This window comes from Metabacillus kandeliae, from assembly GCF_021166585.1.
Lineage (GTDB): Bacteria > Bacillota > Bacilli > Bacillales > Bacillaceae > Metabacillus_B > Metabacillus_B kandeliae.
The window spans coordinates 204452-225466 of the sequence record NZ_JAJOZE010000001.1; the positions used below are offsets into that span (position 1 = coordinate 204452).

The 21015-nt window shown below is 45.0% G+C and carries 17 protein-coding genes; 16 read left to right on the forward strand and 1 reads right to left on the reverse strand.

The window, feature by feature from the left end; all coding sequences use genetic code 11:
* Positions 1-24 precede the first annotated feature (24 nt).
* From LRR81_RS01015 to LRR81_RS01045, 7 genes are all read left to right on the forward strand, one after another.
* Positions 25-1263, forward strand: a complete 1239-nt coding sequence (locus LRR81_RS01015; RefSeq protein ID WP_231787438.1) for an NAD(P)-dependent malic enzyme — start codon at positions 25-27, stop codon at positions 1261-1263.
* Positions 1256-1894: a FadR/GntR family transcriptional regulator gene (locus LRR81_RS01020; RefSeq protein ID WP_231788576.1), complete on the forward strand. Its 639-nt coding sequence runs from the start codon at positions 1256-1258 to the stop codon at positions 1892-1894. The genes LRR81_RS01015 and LRR81_RS01020 overlap by 8 nt, the downstream gene beginning before the upstream one ends.
* A gap of 163 nt (positions 1895-2057) precedes the next feature.
* Positions 2058-2921 carry an acetyl-CoA carboxylase, carboxyltransferase subunit beta gene (gene accD, locus LRR81_RS01025; protein ID WP_231787439.1) on the forward strand — a complete coding sequence of 288 codons (864 nt, stop codon included), beginning with the start codon at positions 2058-2060 and terminating at the stop codon, positions 2919-2921.
* On the forward strand, positions 2915-3892 hold the full coding sequence (gene accA, locus LRR81_RS01030; protein ID WP_231787440.1) for an acetyl-CoA carboxylase carboxyl transferase subunit alpha: 978 nt from the start codon (positions 2915-2917) through the stop codon (positions 3890-3892). The genes accD and accA overlap by 7 nt, the downstream gene beginning before the upstream one ends.
* A gap of 272 nt (positions 3893-4164) precedes the next feature.
* Positions 4165-5124: a 6-phosphofructokinase gene (pfkA, locus tag LRR81_RS01035; RefSeq protein WP_231787441.1), complete on the forward strand. Its 960-nt coding sequence runs from the start codon at positions 4165-4167 to the stop codon at positions 5122-5124.
* Positions 5125-5177: 53 nt separating this feature from the next.
* Complete coding sequence (pyk, locus tag LRR81_RS01040; protein WP_231787442.1) at positions 5178-6938, forward strand: pyruvate kinase; 1761 nt, start codon at positions 5178-5180, stop codon at positions 6936-6938.
* A gap of 477 nt (positions 6939-7415) precedes the next feature.
* Entirely contained in the window at positions 7416-7802 is a 387-nt protein-coding gene (locus LRR81_RS01045; protein ID WP_231787443.1) for an FxsA family protein, read from the forward strand.
* Between the two features lie 307 nt (positions 7803-8109).
* Here the strand turns inward: LRR81_RS01045 and ytvI are convergent, their stop codons facing one another.
* Positions 8110-9219, reverse strand: coding sequence for a sporulation integral membrane protein YtvI (gene ytvI / locus LRR81_RS01050; protein ID WP_231787444.1), 1110 nt, complete (start codon positions 9217-9219; stop codon positions 8110-8112).
* Positions 9220-9389: 170 nt separating this feature from the next.
* On the opposite strand from ytvI, the gene LRR81_RS01055 reads away from it, so the two are divergent.
* From LRR81_RS01055 to mutM, 9 genes are all read left to right on the forward strand, one after another.
* The gene (locus LRR81_RS01055; RefSeq protein ID WP_231787445.1) at positions 9390-9851 is read left to right on the forward strand and encodes a DUF441 domain-containing protein; all 462 of its coding nucleotides are present in this window, start codon (positions 9390-9392) and stop codon (positions 9849-9851) included.
* 436 nt (positions 9852-10287) lie between these two features.
* Positions 10288-11403: a citrate synthase gene (gene citZ, locus LRR81_RS01060; RefSeq protein ID WP_231787446.1), complete on the forward strand. Its 1116-nt coding sequence runs from the start codon at positions 10288-10290 to the stop codon at positions 11401-11403.
* A 182-nt stretch (positions 11404-11585) separates the two neighbouring features.
* On the forward strand, positions 11586-12857 hold the full coding sequence (gene icd, locus LRR81_RS01065; protein ID WP_231787447.1) for an NADP-dependent isocitrate dehydrogenase: 1272 nt from the start codon (positions 11586-11588) through the stop codon (positions 12855-12857).
* Positions 12858-12992: 135 nt separating this feature from the next.
* Complete coding sequence (mdh, locus tag LRR81_RS01070; protein ID WP_408631585.1) at positions 12993-13934, forward strand: malate dehydrogenase; 942 nt, start codon at positions 12993-12995, stop codon at positions 13932-13934.
* Positions 13935-13999: 65 nt separating this feature from the next.
* The gene (locus LRR81_RS01075; protein WP_231787449.1) at positions 14000-14473 is read left to right on the forward strand and encodes a MaoC/PaaZ C-terminal domain-containing protein; all 474 of its coding nucleotides are present in this window, start codon (positions 14000-14002) and stop codon (positions 14471-14473) included.
* Positions 14474-14673: 200 nt separating this feature from the next.
* Positions 14674-15396, forward strand: coding sequence for a response regulator transcription factor (locus LRR81_RS01080; protein WP_231787450.1), 723 nt, complete (start codon positions 14674-14676; stop codon positions 15394-15396).
* Positions 15389-17143, forward strand: a complete 1755-nt coding sequence (gene pnpS / locus LRR81_RS01085; protein ID WP_231787451.1) for a two-component system histidine kinase PnpS — start codon at positions 15389-15391, stop codon at positions 17141-17143. The genes LRR81_RS01080 and pnpS overlap by 8 nt, the downstream gene beginning before the upstream one ends.
* Positions 17144-17533: 390 nt before the next feature.
* Positions 17534-20170, forward strand: a complete 2637-nt coding sequence (polA, locus tag LRR81_RS01090) for a DNA polymerase I (protein WP_231787452.1) — start codon at positions 17534-17536, stop codon at positions 20168-20170.
* 14 nt (positions 20171-20184) lie between these two features.
* Entirely contained in the window at positions 20185-21009 is an 825-nt protein-coding gene (gene mutM, locus LRR81_RS01095) for a DNA-formamidopyrimidine glycosylase (RefSeq protein ID WP_231787453.1), read from the forward strand.
* Positions 21010-21015 lie beyond the last annotated feature (6 nt).

The following is a 21015-nucleotide window of genomic DNA, read 5'->3' on the forward strand; positions in this document are numbered from 1 at the left end:
AAACCTTGCGAGGAGTGAGTTATTTTGTCTTTACGCGAAGAAGCATTACATATGCACCGCATTCATAAAGGGAAATTGGAGTCTAAATCAAAGGTTCCTGTCAAAAACGCCAAAGATCTGAGCCTTGCTTACTCACCTGGAGTAGCTGAGCCGTGTAAGGACATATATGACGACAAGAACAAGGTTTACGATTACACGATGAAGGGAAATATGGTAGCCGTTGTATCAGACGGCACAGCTGTTCTTGGACTCGGCAATATCGGCCCTGAGGCTGCACTTCCAGTTATGGAAGGCAAAGCAGTGCTATTTAAAAGCTTTGCAGGTGTTGATGCTTTTCCCATTTGCCTGAATACAACAGACGTAGATAAAATTGTGGAAACGGTCAAGCTGCTTGAGCCGACCTTCGGAGGAGTCAATCTGGAGGACATTGCAGCGCCGAATTGTTTTGTGATAGAAGAACGCCTGAAAAAGGAAACGAACATTCCGATTTTCCATGATGATCAGCATGGCACAGCCATTGTAACCGTTGCAGGACTCCTGAATGCCCTGAAGCTTGTGAACAAAAAAATGTCCAATATTAAGATTGTCGCCAATGGAGCCGGAGCGGCTGGAATCGCTATTATAAAATTATTATACCGCTACGGTGTCAGAGACATCATTATGTGCGACTCTAAAGGGGCCATTTATGAAAATCGGCCGAACGGCATGAACAAGGTGAAGGAAGAAGTAGCCAAATATACGAACAGAGATATGCTGAAAGGATCTCTTTCCGATATTATGAAAGGGGCGGATGTCTTCATCGGAGTTTCTGTTGAAGGCGCCCTTTCTAAAGAAATGGTTGAATCCATGAATCCGGATCCGATCATTTTTGCCATGGCCAATCCTGTGCCTGAAATCATGCCGGATGAGGCGAAAGCAGCCGGAGCAAAGGTTATCGGAACAGGCCGCTCTGATTTTCCGAATCAGGTCAACAACGTCCTTGCCTTCCCGGGAATTTTTAGGGGTGCACTGGATGTCCGGGCAACGCATATAAATGAACAGATGAAAATGGCTGCGGTCGAAGCCATTGCAGGGCTGATTCCTGAAAATGAAGTGCGGACCGATTATGTGATTCCTGCTCCGTTTGATCCAAGGGTTGCACCGGCCGTTGCAGCAGCTGTAGCAAAAGCTGCGATGGAAACAGGTGTAGCCAGGATAAAAGTGGATCCTGAAGAAGTTTCCAAAAAAACATACAAGCTGGCAATCATTGACGAGAATGAATAATCCTTCTCTTACTCCTTCGCAGGCTAAGGTTTATGAGGAAAATATCAGGAGGATCAGGGAAATCATCAAGGAAGATGGACTTGCAGCAGGAGATAAACTTCCCTCGGAAAGGGAACTGGCCGACCGCTTGCAAGTCGGCCGTTCTTCCGTCAGAGAGGCCCTAAGAGCCCTTGAACTTCTTGGCTTCATTGAAACGAAGCGGGGAGAAGGGACATTTATTAAAGATTTTGCTGAGCATCATCTCATTAAGCTGCTTGGCACATTTATTTTGGAAGACCCAAAAGCTGAGAGCGACCTGATTGAATTGCATGAAATGATTGAGAAAAATGCGCTTTCCATGGCGATGAACAAAAAAAATGAACCAAGCCTGCTGCAGCTGCAGAAAAACCTTCTTGAAGAAACGTGCACATGCGAAGAGACGCTTCAATCTCTTATTAGGCTTTCAGGGAATTATTTGCTTTACCGGATCTGGGCTGTGATCAGAAATTATGCCGGAGCAGTCAGCGCGTACCCGGAATACAGCAAAGAAGCATGCAGCAAGCTAATAAGCAGCCTCCTTTCAGGAAATGATAAAGATTTCCTGGCTGCTTATGAAGGACTAAAGGATAAAAGAATGTCGAATAACAAGTGACACCCTTTTACAAAACTTCTGCTTGCAATCAAGTAAAGTAAAGTAAAGTAAAGTGAAGGCAGTTTGTCCATTTAACAGCTATTATATTTTATTATTTTTAAGTACTTCAGTTTTTTAATCTTAGGACTGTATCGCTTCTTCTTAGAATTAGGGAGGTATCTACTTGCTAAAAGATCTTTTTACCAAAAAGAAAAAATATGCGTCTATTCCCTCTGACAAAGCAAAGCAGGATGTGCCGGAAGGGATCATGACGAAATGTCCCAGCTGCAAAAAAATAATCGTAACAAAAGAGCTTCATAAAAATCTGCATGTCTGCATGCATTGCGATTACCATTTTCAAATGACAGCAAAGGAGCGCATCAAAAGCCTTTTTGATGAGCAATCCTTTACAGAATATGATTCAGACATGGTTTCAGAAAATCCACTTGGTTTTCCGGATTACCTTGAAAAATTGGAAAAAGACCGGAAAAAATCAGGCTTAAATGAAGCAGTTGTCACAGGCGAAGGATCTATTGACGGCTGGCGTACAGCTGTGGCCATTATGGATTCCAGCTTCAGAATGGGCAGCATGGGCTCAGTAGTCGGAGAAAAAATCACAAGAGCTATTGAAAAAGCCAGAGAGTCTAAAATTCCTTTTATCATTTTTACTGCTTCAGGCGGTGCCAGAATGCAGGAAGGCGTTTTAAGTCTTATGCAGATGGCTAAAACAAGCGCTGCTCTGAAGCTTTTCAGCGATGAAGGAGGATTAATCATCTCCATGATGACTCATCCGACAACAGGAGGCGTTTCTGCGAGCTTTGCCTCTCTTGGAGATTACAACTTCGCAGAGCCTGGCGCACTGATTGGTTTTGCCGGCCGCCGGATTATCGAACAAACGATCAGGGAAGAGCTTCCGGAGGATTTCCAGACAGCCGAATTCCTGCTGAAGCACGGCCAGCTTGATGCTGTCATTCACAGGCAGGAGCTAAAAGAAACGCTCGCAAATCTTCTTGATATACATCAGTTTGGAGGTGCAGCAAGATGGTAGGAGAATTAGAATTTGAAAAGCCGGTTGTCGAGCTCCGCAAAAAAATAACTGAGCTTAAAGAGTTCACCTCTACAGCAGATGTTGACCTTTCAACAGAGATCAGCCGTCTGGAAGAAAGGCTGCAGAAACTGGAAAGTGAAATATATTCCAACATCCAGCCTTGGGACAGGGTTCAAATTGCCCGTCACCCAAGCCGGCCGACAACACTTGACTATATCAGCGAACTTTTCACTGATTTCTTTGAATGCCACGGAGACCGTCTTTATGGAGACGATGAAGCCATCGTTGGCGGAATTGCCAAGTTCCAAGGGAAGCCTGTGACAGTTATCGGTCATCAGCGGGGAAAAGATACAAAGGAAAACATCCGCAGGAACTTCGGGATGCCTCATCCTGAAGGCTACCGCAAAGCATTGCGGCTGATGAAGCAGGCTGATAAATTCGGCCGTCCGATTATCTGTTTTATTGATACAAAAGGTGCTTATCCTGGGAAAGCTGCGGAAGAAAGAGGCCAGAGCGAAGCGATTGCCAGGAATTTGTTTGAGATGTCAGGCCTGCGCGTACCCGTCATTTGTGTTGTCATCGGTGAAGGCGGAAGCGGCGGAGCATTGGCGCTTGGGATCGGCAATCACCTTCTGATGCTTGAAAACTCCACTTATTCGGTTATTTCCCCAGAAGGCGCAGCAGCCCTTTTATGGAAAGATGCTTCGCTTGCAAAAAAAGCAGCCGAAACAATGAAAATAACAGCCCCTGATCTGAAAGAACTTGGTGTTGTGGACGAAATCATTCCTGAAGTAAAAGGCGGAGCCCATAGAGATATTAAGGAACAGGCAGCCCTGATACAGCGGGAACTGGAACGCTCAATGGGATCGCTTGCTAAGCTTGATGCAGGAGCACTCGTCGACCATCGGTACAATAAGTACAAGGCAATTGGAAAAGTATCGTTTGCCGGTGAATATCTTGGGGTAAAATGAATTAGCGTGCGGCCCTTTTCGGGCATCACGCTTTTTCCGCTTCTCCTGCTCCTGAAGGAAAGACTCTAAAAAAGAAAAATCGGCAAAAATATAATGAATATGGCTTTTCGATGAATTTTATCCTGCCTTTCGATTCTTTACCCGAAAATACTGTATAATGTAGACGGATTAACGATGGAGAAATTTCGACAAATGTCGTTTCTTGTCCATTGTGCTACTAATTTCTTCATGTTATCTTTATTACATACATATTACCTACTGGGGTGAAAATGATGAAAAGAATCGGTGTTTTAACCAGCGGTGGAGACTCTCCCGGAATGAATGCTGCCGTCCGCGCAGTAGTCAGGAAGGGAATTTATCATGATATGGAAGTATACGGAATATACCACGGCTATGCAGGACTTATTGCCGGCCATATTGAAAAGCTTGAACTCGGTTCAGTGGGGGATATCATCCATAGAGGCGGCACCAAGCTTTATACAGCACGATGCCCGGAATTCAAAACAGTTGAAGGCCGGAAAAAAGGAATTGAACAGCTGAAAAAACACGGCATTGAAGGCCTTGTAGTCATCGGCGGCGACGGCTCATACATGGGCGCTAAAAAGCTGACTGAAGAAGGCTTTCCATGCATAGGCGTACCTGGCACAATTGATAATGATATTCCCGGAACAGATTTAACCATCGGCTTTGATACGGCCCTTAATACGGTCATCGATTCCATTGATAAAATCCGTGATACGGCCACATCCCATGAGCGCACATATGTCATTGAAGTAATGGGAAGGCATGCGGGTGACATTGCACTTTGGGCAGGACTTGCCGGCGGGGCAGAAACCATATTGATCCCTGAAGCTGATTTTGACATGGATGATGTGATTACCCGTTTGGACAGAGGGCATGAAAGAGGCAAGAAACACAGTATTATCATTGTGGCCGAAGGTGTTGGCAGCGGAGTGGAAATCGGCAAACAGATTGAGGAAAAAACAAGCTTCGAAACAAGGGTTTCCGTACTTGGCCACATCCAGCGCGGCGGTTCTCCGACTGCAGCAGACAGAGTGCTTGCCAGCCGTCTCGGCGCTTACGCAGTAGAGCTCTTGATTCAAGGCAAAGGCGGGCGCTGTGTGGGCATCCAAAGCAACAAGCTTGTGGATCACGATATTCTTGAAATTCTGGATCATAAGCATACCATTGATCATGCCATGTACCAGCTTTCCCAGGAGCTTTCTATATAAGAAACTCTTCTTGGAATCGTTTCCAGTAATAATACTTAGGAGGAACATCTACTATGCGCAAAACTAAAATTGTTTGTACCATTGGACCAGCCAGCGAAAGCGTTGAAAAACTGACAGAACTAATGGAAGCAGGAATGAACGTAGCAAGGCTGAACTTCTCTCACGGCGACTTTGAAGAGCATGGTGCAAGGATTACAAACCTGCGTGAAGCAAGCAGTGCAACAGGCAAAATGGTTGCGATTCTGCTTGATACGAAAGGCCCTGAAATCAGAACGCATTCCATGGAGAACGGTTCAATCGAGCTTACTGCCGGAAAAGAAACGATTGTTTCCATGAAAGAAGTAACAGGCACACCTGAAAAATTCTCTATTACATATGAAGGCTTAATTGACGATGTTCACGTAGGCTCTACTATTCTTTTGGACGATGGCCTGATTGAGCTTGAAGTAATCGGAATTGACAAAGCCAGCAGTGAAATCAAAACGAAAATTAACAACAGCGGAACACTGAAAAACAAAAAAGGAGTTAACGTGCCAGGAGTAAGCGTCAAGCTGCCGGGCATTACAGAAAAAGATGCCAACGATATCCTCTTTGGCATTAAGCAGGGTGTGGACTTTATTGCGGCTTCCTTTGTGCGCAGAGCTTCTGACGTGCTTGAAATCAGAGCGCTTCTTGAAGAGCATAACGCTGATCACATTCACATCATCCCGAAAATTGAAAACCAGGAAGGCGTCGACAACATTGATGAAATTCTTCAGGTTTCTGACGGCCTGATGGTAGCACGCGGCGACCTTGGTGTGGAAATACCTGCAGAAGAAGTGCCTCTAGTTCAAAAAAGCCTGATTAAAAAATGCAACCAGCTTGGAAAGCCTGTTATCACAGCAACGCAAATGCTTGACAGCATGCAGCGCAACCCGCGTCCGACAAGAGCGGAAGCAAGTGACGTTGCGAATGCGATCTTCGACGGAACAGATGCGATTATGCTTTCCGGTGAAACAGCAGCAGGCCAATATCCTGTGCAGGCTGTAAAAACAATGCATAATATTGCGTCCCGAACAGAAACTGCCCTGAACTATAAAGAAAAACTGGCTAAAATCAGCCAGGAAACCAATATGACGATCACAGATGCCATTGGCCAGTCTGTAGCACATACAGCACTGAACCTGAACGTATCAGCGATCCTCACGCCGACAGAAAGCGGACATACAGCAAGAATGATCTCAAAATACCGTCCGCAGGCGCCGATTATCGCTGTAACTTCTGATGAAGCTGTTACAAGAAAGCTTGCATTAGTATGGGGTGTTAACCCAACAACAGGTCTGAAAGCAGAATCAACTGATGAAATGCTTGAAAATGCTGTATCAGAAGCGCTCCATACCGGCATTGTGAAGCACGGCGACCTGACAATCATCACTGCTGGCGTCCCTGTTGGTGAAGCAGGAACAACCAACCTGATGAAGGTTTATATCGTCGGTGATATCCTTGCAAAGGGCCAGGGTGTTGGAAGAAAGTCAGCCCATGGTACAGTAGTTGTCCTCAATACAGCAGCAGAAGCTGCAACGAAAATGTTTGACGGTGCCATCGTAGTCACTAGAGGAACAGACCGTGACATGATGCCTGCACTCGAAAGAGCATCAGCCATCATTACGGAAGAAGGCGGTCTGACAAGCCATGCAGCAGTTGTCGGCTTAAGCCTTGGCGTTCCGGTCGTAGTTGGCGTGGAACGGGCTACTGTAAACCTGAAAGATGGTTTGGAAATAACCGTTGATCCTTCAAGAGGCGTTATTTATAAAGGCCGTGCAAGCATCATCTAATTTATAAAGAAAAAGGGGGAGTCCCGGAAAGCATGCAGCTGCCTGGGGTTCTCTTTTTTTTAGCTTTGGGTTTTAGGGGAGGCTTGGTTGGCGGGCTATCTTTTAAGTCTCTGTCCCCAATAAAAAGAGGGACCTGTCCTTCACTATGCTAAAGAATGAAAGTCCTGTCCCCCTTACTTATGAAACCTAGTGAAACAAGGGGGTTTGGGCAGTTGTCTCTGTCCCTTGATGCGGCAGCAGAGCGGGGGACAGGTGTACCCATGCAGTTCCCTGTCCCCTGCTCTGCTAAAGAATGAAAGCCCTGGTCCAGTTTAACTGAGGCTAGCAACAGCAAGGCTTTTTATTCATTGTCCCTGTCCCCTTGTGCGGTAACGCAATGGGGGCAGGTCCTTGTATAGAATGGGGACAGAGACTCTTTACACCCCTATAACAACCCCAAAAAAACCAAAATAACAGTCAATCAACTGGAGGAATTCGATGAGATACCTGCTCATCCTGCTCATTCTCATACCGGCAATCGAAATAGGCTTGTTTATTTATTCAGGAAAACATATCGGTGTCCTTCCAACTGTTCTCTTGATCATCCTGACAGGGATAATCGGAGCATGGCTTGCCAAAAAACAGGGCATTGAAACGATTAAAAAAGCAAGAGAGCAATGGAGTTCTGGAATGATACCGAGCGATGCGATCCTAGATGGCTTGTGCATTCTGGCTGGGGCTGTCCTGCTTGTGACTCCTGGGTTTATTTCCGACCTGGTTGGATTTGTCCTCCTGCTGCCATTTACCCGACGATGGGTAAAGCCCTTTATCATGAAATTGATGAATCGGCAGCTGCGTAAGAAAAAATATACAATCATTCGTTAATTGCTTTTGTACATGGAATAGGTGAACCATGCGCATAAGGAAAGCGCGCATAAATGGCTATAGCCGCGCATAAGCGGATAAACCGGCGCAATGAAGCCTTTTCCCGCGCATAACTAACGGCAAGCCGCGCATAAAACGTGAAAAGCCGCGCATAAACGCCGGTTTCAGGTGTGTAAATAAGCCGAAGCTTTCCCGTTTTCAATCCGTGAATGGGAAAACTAACTGTACCAGCTTGAAAACATCCATTTTTTATCTATCTCATAAAAACAGCTCCCGCTTTTCAGCAGGAGCTGTTTTTTCACTAATACTAATCATCCTTTACAATAAAGCTCCATATAGCCTGCCATATTCCAGCTTTATAAAGAGAAGAAGCAAGCACAATGATAAGCGGTCCTGCAAAAAGACCGAGAAGTCCAAATAGCTTGTAGCCGGCAAAAAGGGCGAGCAGTGCCGGAAGCGGCGGAACACCTGCCGACTTGGACATCAATTTGGGTTCAAGCAGCTGCCTGACAATAATGACAACTAAAAACAGGACACCGATACCGCTCGCAAGCTTGCTTCCGCCGCTTAGCAGCAAATAGGCGATCCAGGGAAAGAAGATGATGCCTGAACCGACAAAAGGAATAAAATCCATTAGGCCAATCATAAAGGCAACAGCAAGGGAATGGGGGATGCGGAGAATGAGCAGGCCGATATAGGAAAGAATGATGGTGATCAGCATTAAACAGAGCTGGGCTTTGATCAATCCTGCTACAGCCCTTTTTATTTCATCTCGAAGCAGCTGCACCTTCTCCTGCATTCTTGGAGGAAGCTTTTTTTTCAGAGAAGCACCGAGCTTGTACCAGTCCTTGCTGATAAAGAAGGCTGACAGGACAACAAGGAAGAAAATGCTTCCTGCAGCAGGCAGGGCGCTGATGTATGCCGGAAGTGCGTTCAGCATGCGGGAGGTCATGCTTGCCGCTTCTTTTAGTGCATTTTCCATTGCTGATTGAAGATTGGTCATAATGGTCTGCTTATGGCCTTCTTCAAGGGAATTGTATAATTCTGCGAGCTTGTCCCCGAAAGGAACAATGCTTCCTGAGAAAAATGACTGAGAATAGGCAATAAAATGCTTCAGGTAAAACGGAAATACAGACGCCAGATATTTAAGCCCTGCTGCAAGCTCAGCGAGCAGGGAAATGAGCAAAGCAGATGCAGCGGCTAACAGAAGGAAAAGCATTACTGCTGATGAAATGCCTCTTGGGAATTTCATCTTCCCTGTTAAAAAGTTGACGGAAGGGTTTAAAAAATAGGCCAGGAGGGCTGCTGCATAAAATGGATAAAGAAGAGGGAAGCTTACAGCAATTATAAAGAAGGCTGCTGCTGCCCCTGCTGCGACAAAGCCTGCTCTTGCAGCGATGCGGTAAGCATGCTTCACGGAAAAACCCCCCTCTTTTTTTTCATGTACTGTATTTTACTCGCTCTATGGCTTGTTCATGACTTACGGAGGGATTTTACCGGCTTTTTCATTGCTTTTTTTTTACGGCTGGCACAATTTGCGATAAAATAATGGAGAGAAGATTCCCTAAATGACGAAAGGAAGATCCAATGAGCCAGGCTTACATTTTTCTATTAATATTGCTTGGAATCGGTCTCATAGCAAAAAATCAGTCTTTGATCATTGCTGTTGCATTTCTATTGATTGTTAAAGTGTCCGGTCTTGATGGCAAAATCTTTCCGGTCCTTCAATCAAAGGGGATTAACTGGGGTGTGACTGTTATTACGATCGCGGTGCTCGTTCCGATAGCGACAGGTGATATCGGATTTAAGCAAATGATTGACAGCATGAAATCTTATTATGCATGGATTGCGCTCGGCTCTGGAATAGCTGTGGCTCTAATTGCAAAAAATGGGCTAACGCTGCTTTCCGAGGATCCTCATATTACGACGGCTCTTGTTCTTGGAACCATCCTTGCCGTCTCTGTTTTCAAAGGGGTTGCAGTCGGACCGCTGATTGGAGCTGGAATTGCTTATATGGCCATGCAGCTTGTTAAGCTGTTTCAGCAGTGAAGGCGAAACTGCTTTCCAAAATATTGAAAGGTGCCGTTGCTTACAATGATAAAATTTTAAGCATCCTCTTCTTAAGAAAATTGGAAGAGGCGGCCCTGCCAAATTGGCCTTCATCTGCCATCCTCTGCTCTTCCGACAAATTTTTTGCCAGTTTGGCTGCTTTCCGTTCACAAAGTTCAGATTATTGTTTATAATATTAATAGGCTGATTTATTATGTTAGCCTAATATTATAGGAAAAAATTGCGTTCCCTAAACGTGATTTTTTAATACAAATTAATGTAAGCATTTTCTTTTTTCGATAAGAAAAGGTATGCTTATGGGGTGAGCATCTGTTCAGGTGAAGATCCAGCAGATCGCTGAAGATATTTTTTTGCTCTTTTCGCTTTTAAACAAGGGCATACGCGGGGAAATTTATAAGAAAAAGGAGAGATTTATATGACAACAACGCGCGGTCTTGAAGGGGTAGTCGCAACTACATCCTCAGTCAGCTCCATCATTGATGACACACTTACATATGCTGGCTATAACATTGACGACCTTGCTGAAAATTCCAGCTTTGAAGAAGTTATTTATCTGTTATGGCACCGTGAGCTTCCAACACAGGCTCAGCTTGACGAGATTAAAAAGCAGCTAGCTGAAAATTCAGCGCTTCCTCAGGAAGTGATCGATCAGTTCCGCACATATCCTATCGATAAAGTGCATCCGATGGCAGCATTGCGCACAGCTGTTTCTTTTCTTGGGCTGTTTGACGAAGAAGCAGACGTAATGGACCCTGAAGCAAATTACCGCAAGGCGATCCGCCTTCAGGCAAAGCTTCCATCCATTGTAACGGCATTTGGCCGCATCAGAAGCGGACTTGAGCCAATACAGCCAAGACAGGACCTTGGATTTGCTGCAAACTTCCTTTACATGCTGACTGGCGAAGAACCAAGTCCGATTGCCATCGAAGCTTTTAATAAAGCGCTTGTTCTACATGCAGACCATGAGCTGAATGCCTCTACATTTGCAGCGCGCGTTACAGTTGCAACTCTTGCTGATGTGTATTCAGGCATCACTTCAGCGATCGGTGCTTTAAAAGGACCGCTTCACGGCGGAGCAAACGAAGCAGTTATGAAAATGCTGAGTGAAATCGGCGAAGTGGAAAAGGCTGAAAGCTACATTAAAAATAAACTGGAAAACAAAGAAAAAATTATGGGATTCGGCCATCGCGTTTACCGCCAGGGAGATCCGCGCGCGAAGCACCTGAAGGAAATGTCCAAAAAGCTGGGCGAGCTGAACGGCGAATCCAAGTGGTATGAAATGTCTGTGAAGGTTGAAGAAACCGTAACATCCCAGAAACCGCTGCCGCCAAACGTAGATTTCTATTCTGCTAGTGTTTATCACAGCCTTGGAATTGATCATGATCTCTTCACGCCGATCTTTGCAGTAAGCCGTGTTTCCGGCTGGCTGGCGCACATTCTTGAACAATACGAGAATAATAGACTGATCCGCCCTCGCGCAGAGTATACAGGCCCTAATAAACAGTCTTACAGAAGCATTGAAGAGAGATAAGCAGTTTCTTGAAACCCGGCAGGTTTTTTTCTGAGAAATTTCATAAAAAAGCCTGCTGGCGGTTGACGGAAAGCCTTTCCTCTTCTAGTCTTTAATTTAGAGTATTCTTGCTTCAAGCTGCTCTTTTTTGATGAAGCCTATCAGGCATCTACAAACCATACATATTCAGGAGGTAATGAAACGTGGCAAACGGAGAGAAAATTACCGTAACTAACGGAGAATTAAATGTACCTAACAAAGCAATTATTCCTTTCATTGAGGGAGACGGCACAGGTCCTGACATTTGGGCTGCAGCTTCCCGCGTTCTTGAAGAGTCTGTAAAGAAAGCGTACAGCGGCGAAAAAGAAATCGTTTGGAAAGAAGTTCTTGCTGGCCAAAAGGCATTTGATCAAACTGGAAGCTGGCTTCCTGACGAAACTCTTGACGTGATCCGTGAGTACATGATCGCAATCAAAGGTCCTCTGACTACTCCTGTAGGCGGCGGTATTCGTTCTTTGAACGTTGCTTTGCGCCAGGAGCTTGACCTGTTCACTTGCCTTCGTCCAGTGCGCTACTTCAAAGGTGTGCCTTCACCGGTAAAACGCCCTGAAGACACAGACATGGTTATCTTCCGCGAAAACACTGAAGATATCTATGCCGGCATCGAATATGCTAAAGGCTCTGACGAAGTGAAAAAGGTTATCGAATTCCTTCAAAATGAAATGGGCGTTAACAAAATCCGTTTCCCTGAAACATCAGGTATCGGCATCAAGCCTGTTTCACAGGAAGGTACAAGCCGTCTTGTGCGTGCAGCGATTCAATATGCAATTGACCATAACCGCAAGTCTGTCACGCTTGTTCATAAAGGCAACATCATGAAGTACACAGAAGGCGCCTTCAAAAACTGGGGCTATGAGCTTGCTGAAAAAGAATTCGGAGAAAAAGTCTTCACATGGGCTGAGTACGACCGTCTTGTTGAACAGGAAGGCAAAGACGCTGCAAACAAAGCACAGTCTGATGCTGAAGCTGCAGGCAAGATCATTGTGAAGGACAGCATCGCTGATATTTTCCTTCAGCAAATCCTTACCCGCCCTGCAGAATTTGAAGTAGTGGCTACAATGAACCTGAACGGCGATTACATTTCTGATGCCCTTGCCGCGCAAGTTGGCGGAATCGGAATCGCTCCAGGTGCGAATATCAACTACGAAACTGGACATGCTATTTTCGAAGCAACTCACGGCACTGCGCCAAAATATGCCGGCCTTGATAAAGTGAATCCATCTTCTGTTATCCTTTCCGGCGTTTTGATGCTTGAACACCTTGGATGGAACGAAGCAGCAGATCTGATTACACAATCTATGGAAAAAACAATCGCTTCTAAAGTTGTTACTTACGACTTTGCCCGCCTGATGGATGGAGCAACAGAAGTGAAATGCTCTGAGTTCGCTGACGAATTAATTAAAAACATGGCTTAATTTCATATAATAGAGATAATAAACGTTCGGACTTGGTCTGAGCGTTTATTTCTCCTTTAAGGGAAGATGCTGCAGGCAGGACCGCTTTTACACAGGGGTGGCGCTTTTCATTCCAAAAAAGAATGGGGCTGGAGAATAATGAACAAACGCAAAAAGATTTCTGTCATCGGTGCTGGCTTTACCGGAGCAACAACGGCCTTTTTGGCGGCTCAAAAAGAACTTGGCGATATTGTCCTTGTGGATATTCCGCAACTGGAAAATCCGGCAAAAGGCAAGGCGCTTGATATGCTGGAAGCTAGTCCAGTGCAAGGGTTTGACTCGAAAATCTCAGGCACTTCCAGCTATGAGGATACAGCGGATTCAGATATTGTTGTTATTACGGCAGGTATTGCCAGAAAGCCCGGCATGAGCCGTGATGACCTTGTTGCCACTAATGAAAAAATCATGCGCAGTGTTGCCAAAGAAGTGGCAGCCCATTCTCCGAACTGCATCATGATCGTATTAACAAACCCTGTCGATGCTATGACATATGCCGTATTTAAAGAATCCGGTTTTCCAAAAGAACGCGTCATCGGGCAGTCTGGTGTCCTTGACACAGCCCGCTTCCGTACATTTGCTGCACAGGAACTGAATATTTCAGTTAAAGATGTGACAGGTTTTGTATTGGGAGGACACGGTGACGATATGGTGCCGCTAGTCCGCTACTCTTATGCAGGCGGTATCCCGCTTGAGTCGCTCATACCGAAAGACCGGCTTGACGCAATTGTAGAACGGACGCGCAAAGGCGGCGGTGAAATTGTCAGTCTCCTAGGCAATGGCAGTGCTTATTATGCACCTGCTGCTTCTCTTGTTGAAATGGCTGAGGCCATCTTAAAAGACCAGCGCAGAATCATGCCAGCCATCGTTTACCTGGAAGGTGAATATGGCTATGAAGGCATCTACCTTGGAGTGCCTGCTATTCTTTCCGGCAGCGGGTTAGAAAAGATCATCGAGCTGGATCTGACGGATGAGGAAAAAACAGCTCTTTCTAAATCTGCCGACTCTGTTAAAAATGTAATGAAAGCATTGTCTAACTAAGGGGAGGCATCCCCATTTTTTTCGCTCATGAATGAAAGCGTTTACACGCAAAGGGGGGTCTTTTCATGCTGATTGGCAGAAAAAGAAAGCTTGGACGTCATTTAAACCAGATATCAACAGGGGAAAAGCTCGCTTTCACTGAAAGTATAAAAGAAAAAGATCTGCTTTTATATCTGGGGCTGACAGAAGACGCAAATCCGCTTTACCTGCAGCCTGATTATGCTGCTCTGACACCTTATAAAAAGCCGGTCATACCGCCCTTTTTGCTGACAGGACTTGTTATGTCAGCCGTATCAAAATACCTTCCCGGCCCTGGAAGCCATGTGATCAAACAGGAATTTTCTTTCCCGAAGCCAGCCTATCATTCAAGCAAGCTGGATTTTATTCTGCAGGTAGAAGAGGTAAATGAGGCGGCCCATACTATCATTGTGAAGGTACAAGGTGTTCATGGGAAAGATCTTGTCATAGAGGGACTGTTAACGGTCTGCCCGCCTTATCATCCTGATGAGAATGTTGGGCTTGCGTTTGAAAACTTCTAGTCTGAAAAGCTGTCCTTTTAATAGGGATGGCTTTTTTTGCGCTTGTAAGTAGGCTGGCAAGGCAAATCTCTGCTTTCGGAGTCTTGCACATTCCCTATTGGAAAAAGTTACGATAGAATAAAATTTGAAAGCCATTTTGCATTAGGGTCTATTCGATTATAATAAAGATAAGAAGAAAAACTTTATGCCTGGAGGATTGTATGAGTAAGAGAATACTGGTCGTGGATGATGAGCAATCCATCTTAACGCTTTTGCAATATAACTTGGAACAAGCCGGCTATGATGTCGTCACTGCTTTGGACGGAGAAGAAGGTCTTCAGAAAGGGCTCAGTGAAAATCCTGATTTGATGGTGCTTGATCTGATGCTGCCTAAAATGGATGGAATAGAAGTCTGCAAGCAGCTGCGCCAGCAGAAAATCATGGTGCCGATTCTTATGCTGACAGCCAAGGATGATGAATTCGATAAAGTGCTTGGCCTTGAACTGGGTGCTGACGATTACATGACAAAGCCTTTCAGCCCAAGAGAGGTTGTGGCACGGATTAAGGCTATTCTTAGAAGAACACAGCATCTGCAGGAGACTGAACCGAAGGCAGAACTGGAAGCTTCCGATAAAATGATGATCGGTGATTTGAAAATTCTTCCGGAGCATTATGAAGCTTATTACGGGATTGAACGTCTGGAACTGACTCCGAAGGAATTTGAACTTCTTGTCTATCTCGGCAAGCACAAAGGCCGTGTTCTGACGCGTGATCAGCTGCTCAGCGCCGTATGGAATTATGATTTTGCCGGTGATACAAGAATTGTCGATGTTCATATCAGCCATCTTCGGGAAAAAATTGAGCGCAATACGAAGAAGCCGCTTTATATAAAAACGATTCGCGGACTGGGCTATAAGCTTGAGGAGCCTAAGATGGATGAATAGGTTCCGGTCCCGGCTCCTTTTTGCCCTCATTACACTAATAATCGTTGTGCTTGTAGGATTGGGGCTCCTTCTCGGACAAATATTCAACAGCTATTACATGAATACATATAAAGACAGAGTGGAAAAAGAGGCAAAGCTTACCCAGCTGTTACTTTTGGAAAGCTCAAGCAAAAAGCCGGACAAGCTGCTTCCGAAAGTGTCATCGATTGTTAAATCTGATGTGATGCTACTGGATGCTGATGGATCAGTACTTGCCGAAACAAAGAGACTCTCGCATAACAGCAAGAAGATTACTAGCCTGATTCTTGCTAAATACCAATCCAAGCAGACAGGCTTTCATCTTTCCAATGTCAGCGGCAATCTTCTGTATTACGGGCTGCCCTTATTTGAAAATGGGAAAAAAACCGGTTATCTTGTTTTATCAAATCCGATAGAGTCTCTGAAACAGGTTAACCAGCAGATCTGGGGCCTGCTTGTAACAAGCCTTGGCCTTGCCCTTGTTGTTATTCTGCTCCTTGGCGTCCGGATTACAACACAGTACACCAGGCCGATCGAATCGGCTACAAATGTGGCAATGGAGCTGGCAAAGGGCAATTATAAAGCAAGGACCTATGAAGATCATTTGGATGAAACCGGCATGCTCAGCCAATCAATTAATGTGCTGGCCAGAAACCTGCAGGATATGGCAAGAGCGCAGGAGATGCAGCAGGACCGGCTGCAAACCCTGATTGAAAATATGGGGAGCGGCTTGATCCTGATAGACGGAAGAGGATACATTAATCTCGTTAACCGCGCCTACAAGGAACTATTCCATGTAGCCCCGGAGGATTTTTTATATAAGCTATATTATGAGGCGTTCAAGCATCAGGAGATTATAGACACTGTGGAAGAAATTTTCATGACAGAGGTAAGGGTCAGAAAGCAGCTTCACCTGCCGCTGCAGATTGAAAGACGCCACTTTGAGATTTACGGTGCTCCGATTATCGGTACCAATGATGAGTGGAAAGGAATAGTTCTAGTTTTTCATGACATTACCGAATTGAAAAAGCTTGAACAGATGCGAAAAGATTTTGTCGCAAATGTTTCCCATGAGCTGAAAACGCCGATCACATCGCTGAAGGGCTTTACCGAAACGCTTCTTGACGGGGCGATGGAGGACAAAGAGACGCTTGAATACTTCCTGTCGATCATATTAAAGGAAAGCGACAGACTGCAGTCCCTCATTCAGGACCTGCTTGATTTGTCTAAAATTGAGCAGCCGGAATTCAAGCTTAATCTGTCCAATTGCGATTTGAATGAAGTAATGAAAGAAATCATTGTGATGCTTTCAGGAAAAGCGGATGAAAAGGAAATTCAGCTGGTGCTGGACAGCAAAGACAGCCATGTTTATGCATACGGCGACGTTCACCGCATAAAGCAGATTTTCATTAATCTCATAAATAATGCGTTAACTTATACACCAAAGGGCGGAAAAGTATCTGTTACTCTTGAAAATATACAAAAGCATGCTGTTGTTACGGTCAGCGATACGGGGATTGGAATGAACAAAGAAGAAATTCCAAGAATCTTTGAACGCTTTTACAGGGTGGATAAAGCAAGGAGCAGGAACTCAGGCGGAACTGGGCTTGGCCTTGCCATTGTGAAGCACCTTGTAGAAGCGCACAAAGGCCATATTGCTGTAAAAAGTGATGTCGGAAAAGGCACTACCTTTACTGTTGAGTTTAATAAAGAGCAAAAAAGCGAATAGTTTACAATATATTTACAACGAGTTAAACCCTGCTTAATAAAGTGTTGCTAATATAATAGGTGAAAACCCCTTCATCCAAGGAGCCAATCTTTAGGACGAGACGCTATGTGTCTCGTCCCTTTTTTTTTACACCAGAATTTATAAGTGTACTTAGAATAGCTCATATTAAGAGGTGGATTTGTCCAGCTCCAGCGCCTAGCCCGAGTCTTAAGTCGCTTCAGAAAAAACCAAAAAGTCTAAGACCGGACTTTTCGGGATTTTCCGCAAGCAGCTGTCGGGGCTGTTCAAGGCGCTTGCGCTTTTCTTATGATTCTGCACAGGCTCATGCTAAAATAAGAGAAGCAGCAGGAACGTTTGCTAGAAGAATGAGTGATAGAGGAGGAAGGGCTTTTGACTACAGAAAAAAAGCTTGTGCTGATTGATGGAAACAGCATTGCATACCGTGCCTTTTTTGCATTGCCGCTCCTTAATAACGACAAGGGCATACATACAAACGCGATTTACGGCTTTACCATGATTTTGATGAAAATATTAGAGGATGAAAAGCCATCCCATATGCTGGTTGCCTTTGATGCCGGAAAAACCACATTCCGTCATGCAGCCTATAAGGAATACAAAGGCGGCAGGCAAAAAACGCCGCCAGAGCTTTCAGAGCAGTTTCCGTTTATCAGAGAGCTGCTTGATGCTTACGGGGTTTCAAGATATGAACTTGAAAATTACGAAGCGGACGATATTATCGGCACCCTGTCCAGGCGGGCTGCAGAAGATGGCTTCAAAGTAAAAGTCATTACCGGAGACAAGGATTTAACCCAGCTTGTCACAGATACGGTTACAGTAGACATTACAAGAAAAGGAATTACGGATGTTGATTCGTATACTCCTGAATTTGTCATGGAAAAGTACGGACTGACTCCTGACCGGATTATAGATATGAAAGGCCTGATGGGTGACGCGTCAGATAACATTCCAGGCGTTCCCGGCGTAGGCGAAAAAACAGCCATTAAGCTTCTGAAGGAATATGGAACGCTTGAAAAGCTCCTGGAATCGATTGATGAGGTCAGCGGAAAAAAACTGAAAGAAAAGCTTGAAGAACACCGGGATAGTGCAGTGATGAGCAAAGAGCTCGCCACCATCAAATGCGATGCCCCGATCAGTATCGGAATAGAAGACATTCCTTATGAAGGCTTTGACAGGGAGCAGCTGATCAAAATATTCAGAGACCTTGGCTTCAATTCGCTGCTTGAAAAGCTCGGCGGAGAGGAAACGGAAGAAACAGCAGAGATGGAGGAGATCGAATACTCCATTGAGGAAGAAGTCACAGAGACCATGCTGGCTGACGAATCCGCCCTCATCGTTGAAGTGTGGGATGATAATTATCATACAAGCAGTATAGAAGGAATTGCGATCGTTAACGAAACTGGGCAATACTTTATCCCTGCAGAAGCAGCATTAAAATCGGAAGTTTTTATTAAATGGGCAGAGGATGAAAGCAAAAAGAAAATCGTTTATGATGCAAAAAAATCATCAGTTGCTCTTAAATGGAAAGGCATTAATGTAAAAGGTGCTGACTTTGATGTCTTTTTGGCCTCTTATTTGCTGGATCCTTCCGAAACGATTGTCGATGCGGCAAGTATTGCCAAATCGAACGGCATCCGCCTCGTTAAGCCGGATGAAGCTGTCTATGGCAGAGGTGCAAAACGGAAAGTGCCTGGGCAGGAAGAGCTTGCAGAGCACCTTGTCAGAAAAGGAATGGCTCTCGTGGAACTGAAAGAAAAGCTGCAGTCAGGCCTTGAGAAAAACAAGCAGCTTGAGCTCTTCAATGAGCTTGAAATGCCGCTGTCGCTTATTTTGGCAGAGGTGGAGGCTCAGGGAGTAAAAGTGGATGTGCCCCGCTTAAAAGCGATGGGAGAAGACCTGAACCGTCAGCTAAGGGAGCTTGAAGAGAATATTTCCCGCCTTGCAGGTGAGTCGTTTAATATTAATTCACCAAAGCAGCTTGGAGTGATTTTGTTCGATAAGCTCGGCCTTCCTGCCGCGAAGAAGACAAAAACTGGCTACTCTACTTCTGCAGATGTGCTTGAAAAGCTTGCAGACAAGCATGAAATTGTCAGAGAAATTCTTCATTACAGACAGCTTGGAAAATTGAACTCTACCTACATTGAAGGCCTGCTGAAGGTCGTTAATCAGGAAACCCATAAAGTCCATACCCGCTTTAACCAGGCGCTCACGCAGACAGGCCGCCTTAGTTCCACAGATCCGAATCTGCAGAATATCCCGATCCGCCTTGAAGAGGGCAGGAAAATCAGACAGGCATTTGTTCCTTCTAAAGAAGGCTGGGTTATGTTCGCTGCTGATTATTCGCAGATTGAGCTCAGGGTTTTGGCGCATATTGCAGATGATGAAAATTTAAAAGAAGCCTTTTTGAATGACATGGACGTTCATACGAAGACAGCGATGGATGTGTTTCATGTGGAAAAAGAAGAGGTTACTTCCAACATGCGCAGGCAGGCGAAAGCTGTTAACTTCGGGATTGTTTACGGCATCAGCGATTACGGGCTTTCGCAAAGCTTGAATATTACAAGAAAAGAAGCAGGCGAATTTATCGACCGCTATCTGAACAGCTTCCAGGGCGTAAAGGAATATATGGATGAATCAATCAGGGACGCCAAGGAGCATGGCTTTGTGAAAACTCTCCTGAACAGAAGGCGGTACATTCCTGAAATTAACAGCCGAAACTTTAATCTGAGAGGCTTCGCAGAAAGAACAGCGATGAATACGCCAATCCAGGGCAGTGCGGCAGATATCATTAAAAAGGCTATGATCGATATGGCTTTTCAGCTGAAGGAAAAAAACCTTCAGGCAAAGCTGCTTCTTCAAGTGCACGATGAATTGATTTTTGAAGCACCTGAAGAAGAAATTAAAGAGCTGGAGAAGCTTGTGCCAGAGGTTATGGAAAATGCAGTAAAGCTGAATGTTCCGCTGAAAGTGGATTATGCCTATGGCTCTTCCTGGTATGACGCTAAGTAGAAAGAAGGGAAAACATGCCTGAAATGCCAGAGGTAGAAACGGTCAGAAGGACGCTGCTGGACCTTGTAAAAGGAAAAACCGTTAAACAGGTCACAGTCCTTTGGCCAAAGATGATCAAAAAACCTGATGATGCAAAAGAGTTTCAGGAACTCCTGCGCGGACAGACCATAAGGGATGTAGGCAGGCGCGGTAAATTTCTTTTATTAATCCTGGATGATTATGTTCTCGTATCTCATCTTCGGATGGAAGGGCGCTATGCGCTTCATCAGCACGGAGATGAACAGGATAAGCACCATCATGTAATGTTTCAATTTACAGACGGAACAGAACTCCGCTATAAGGATGTCCGGAAATTCGGGACCATGCATCTTTTTAAAAAAGGGATGGAGCAGACAGAGCTGCCGCTTTCACAGCTTGGTCCTGAACCTTTTCAGGAAGAATTCACACCAGGCTATCTGGCAGAAAAGCTTAAAAAAACGAAGCGGTTTATTAAGACAGTTCTGCTTGATCAAAGAGTTGTTGTGGGACTCGGAAATATTTATGTTGATGAAGCCTTGTTCCGTGCCGGCATTCTTCCTGAGAGGGAAGCTTCATCTCTCAATGAAATCGAGATCCAAAAACTGCACAATGAAATTGCGGCAACACTGCTTGAAGCCATTAACAGCGGCGGCAGCACAATCCGCTCTTATGTGAATTCCCAGGGCCAAATCGGCTCTTTTCAGCAAAAACTTTATGTGTACGGGCGAAAAGGCGAGCCGTGCAAACGGTGCGGCTCAGAAATTTTTAAAAAGACTGTCAGCGGGAGGGGAACCCATTACTGCAAGAACTGCCAAAAATAAATAACA

Coding starts and splice junctions, on each gene's coding strand:
- LRR81_RS01020 (WP_231788576.1), top strand. CDS start 1,256: ATGAATAATCCTTCTCTTACTCCTTCGCAGGCTAAGGTTTATGAGGAA.
- accA (WP_231787440.1), top strand. CDS start 2,915: ATGGTAGGAGAATTAGAATTTGAAAAGCCGGTTGTCGAGCTCCGCAAA.
- pfkA (WP_231787441.1), top strand. CDS start 4,165: ATGAAAAGAATCGGTGTTTTAACCAGCGGTGGAGACTCTCCCGGAATG.
- pyk (WP_231787442.1), top strand. CDS start 5,178: ATGCGCAAAACTAAAATTGTTTGTACCATTGGACCAGCCAGCGAAAGC.
- LRR81_RS01045 (WP_231787443.1), top strand. CDS start 7,416: ATGAGATACCTGCTCATCCTGCTCATTCTCATACCGGCAATCGAAATA.
- LRR81_RS01055 (WP_231787445.1), top strand. CDS start 9,390: ATGAGCCAGGCTTACATTTTTCTATTAATATTGCTTGGAATCGGTCTC.
- citZ (WP_231787446.1), top strand. CDS start 10,288: ATGACAACAACGCGCGGTCTTGAAGGGGTAGTCGCAACTACATCCTCA.
- LRR81_RS01075 (WP_231787449.1), top strand. CDS start 14,000: ATGCTGATTGGCAGAAAAAGAAAGCTTGGACGTCATTTAAACCAGATA.
- LRR81_RS01080 (WP_231787450.1), top strand. CDS start 14,674: ATGAGTAAGAGAATACTGGTCGTGGATGATGAGCAATCCATCTTAACG.
- pnpS (WP_231787451.1), top strand. CDS start 15,389: ATGAATAGGTTCCGGTCCCGGCTCCTTTTTGCCCTCATTACACTAATA.
- mutM (WP_231787453.1), top strand. CDS start 20,185: ATGCCTGAAATGCCAGAGGTAGAAACGGTCAGAAGGACGCTGCTGGAC.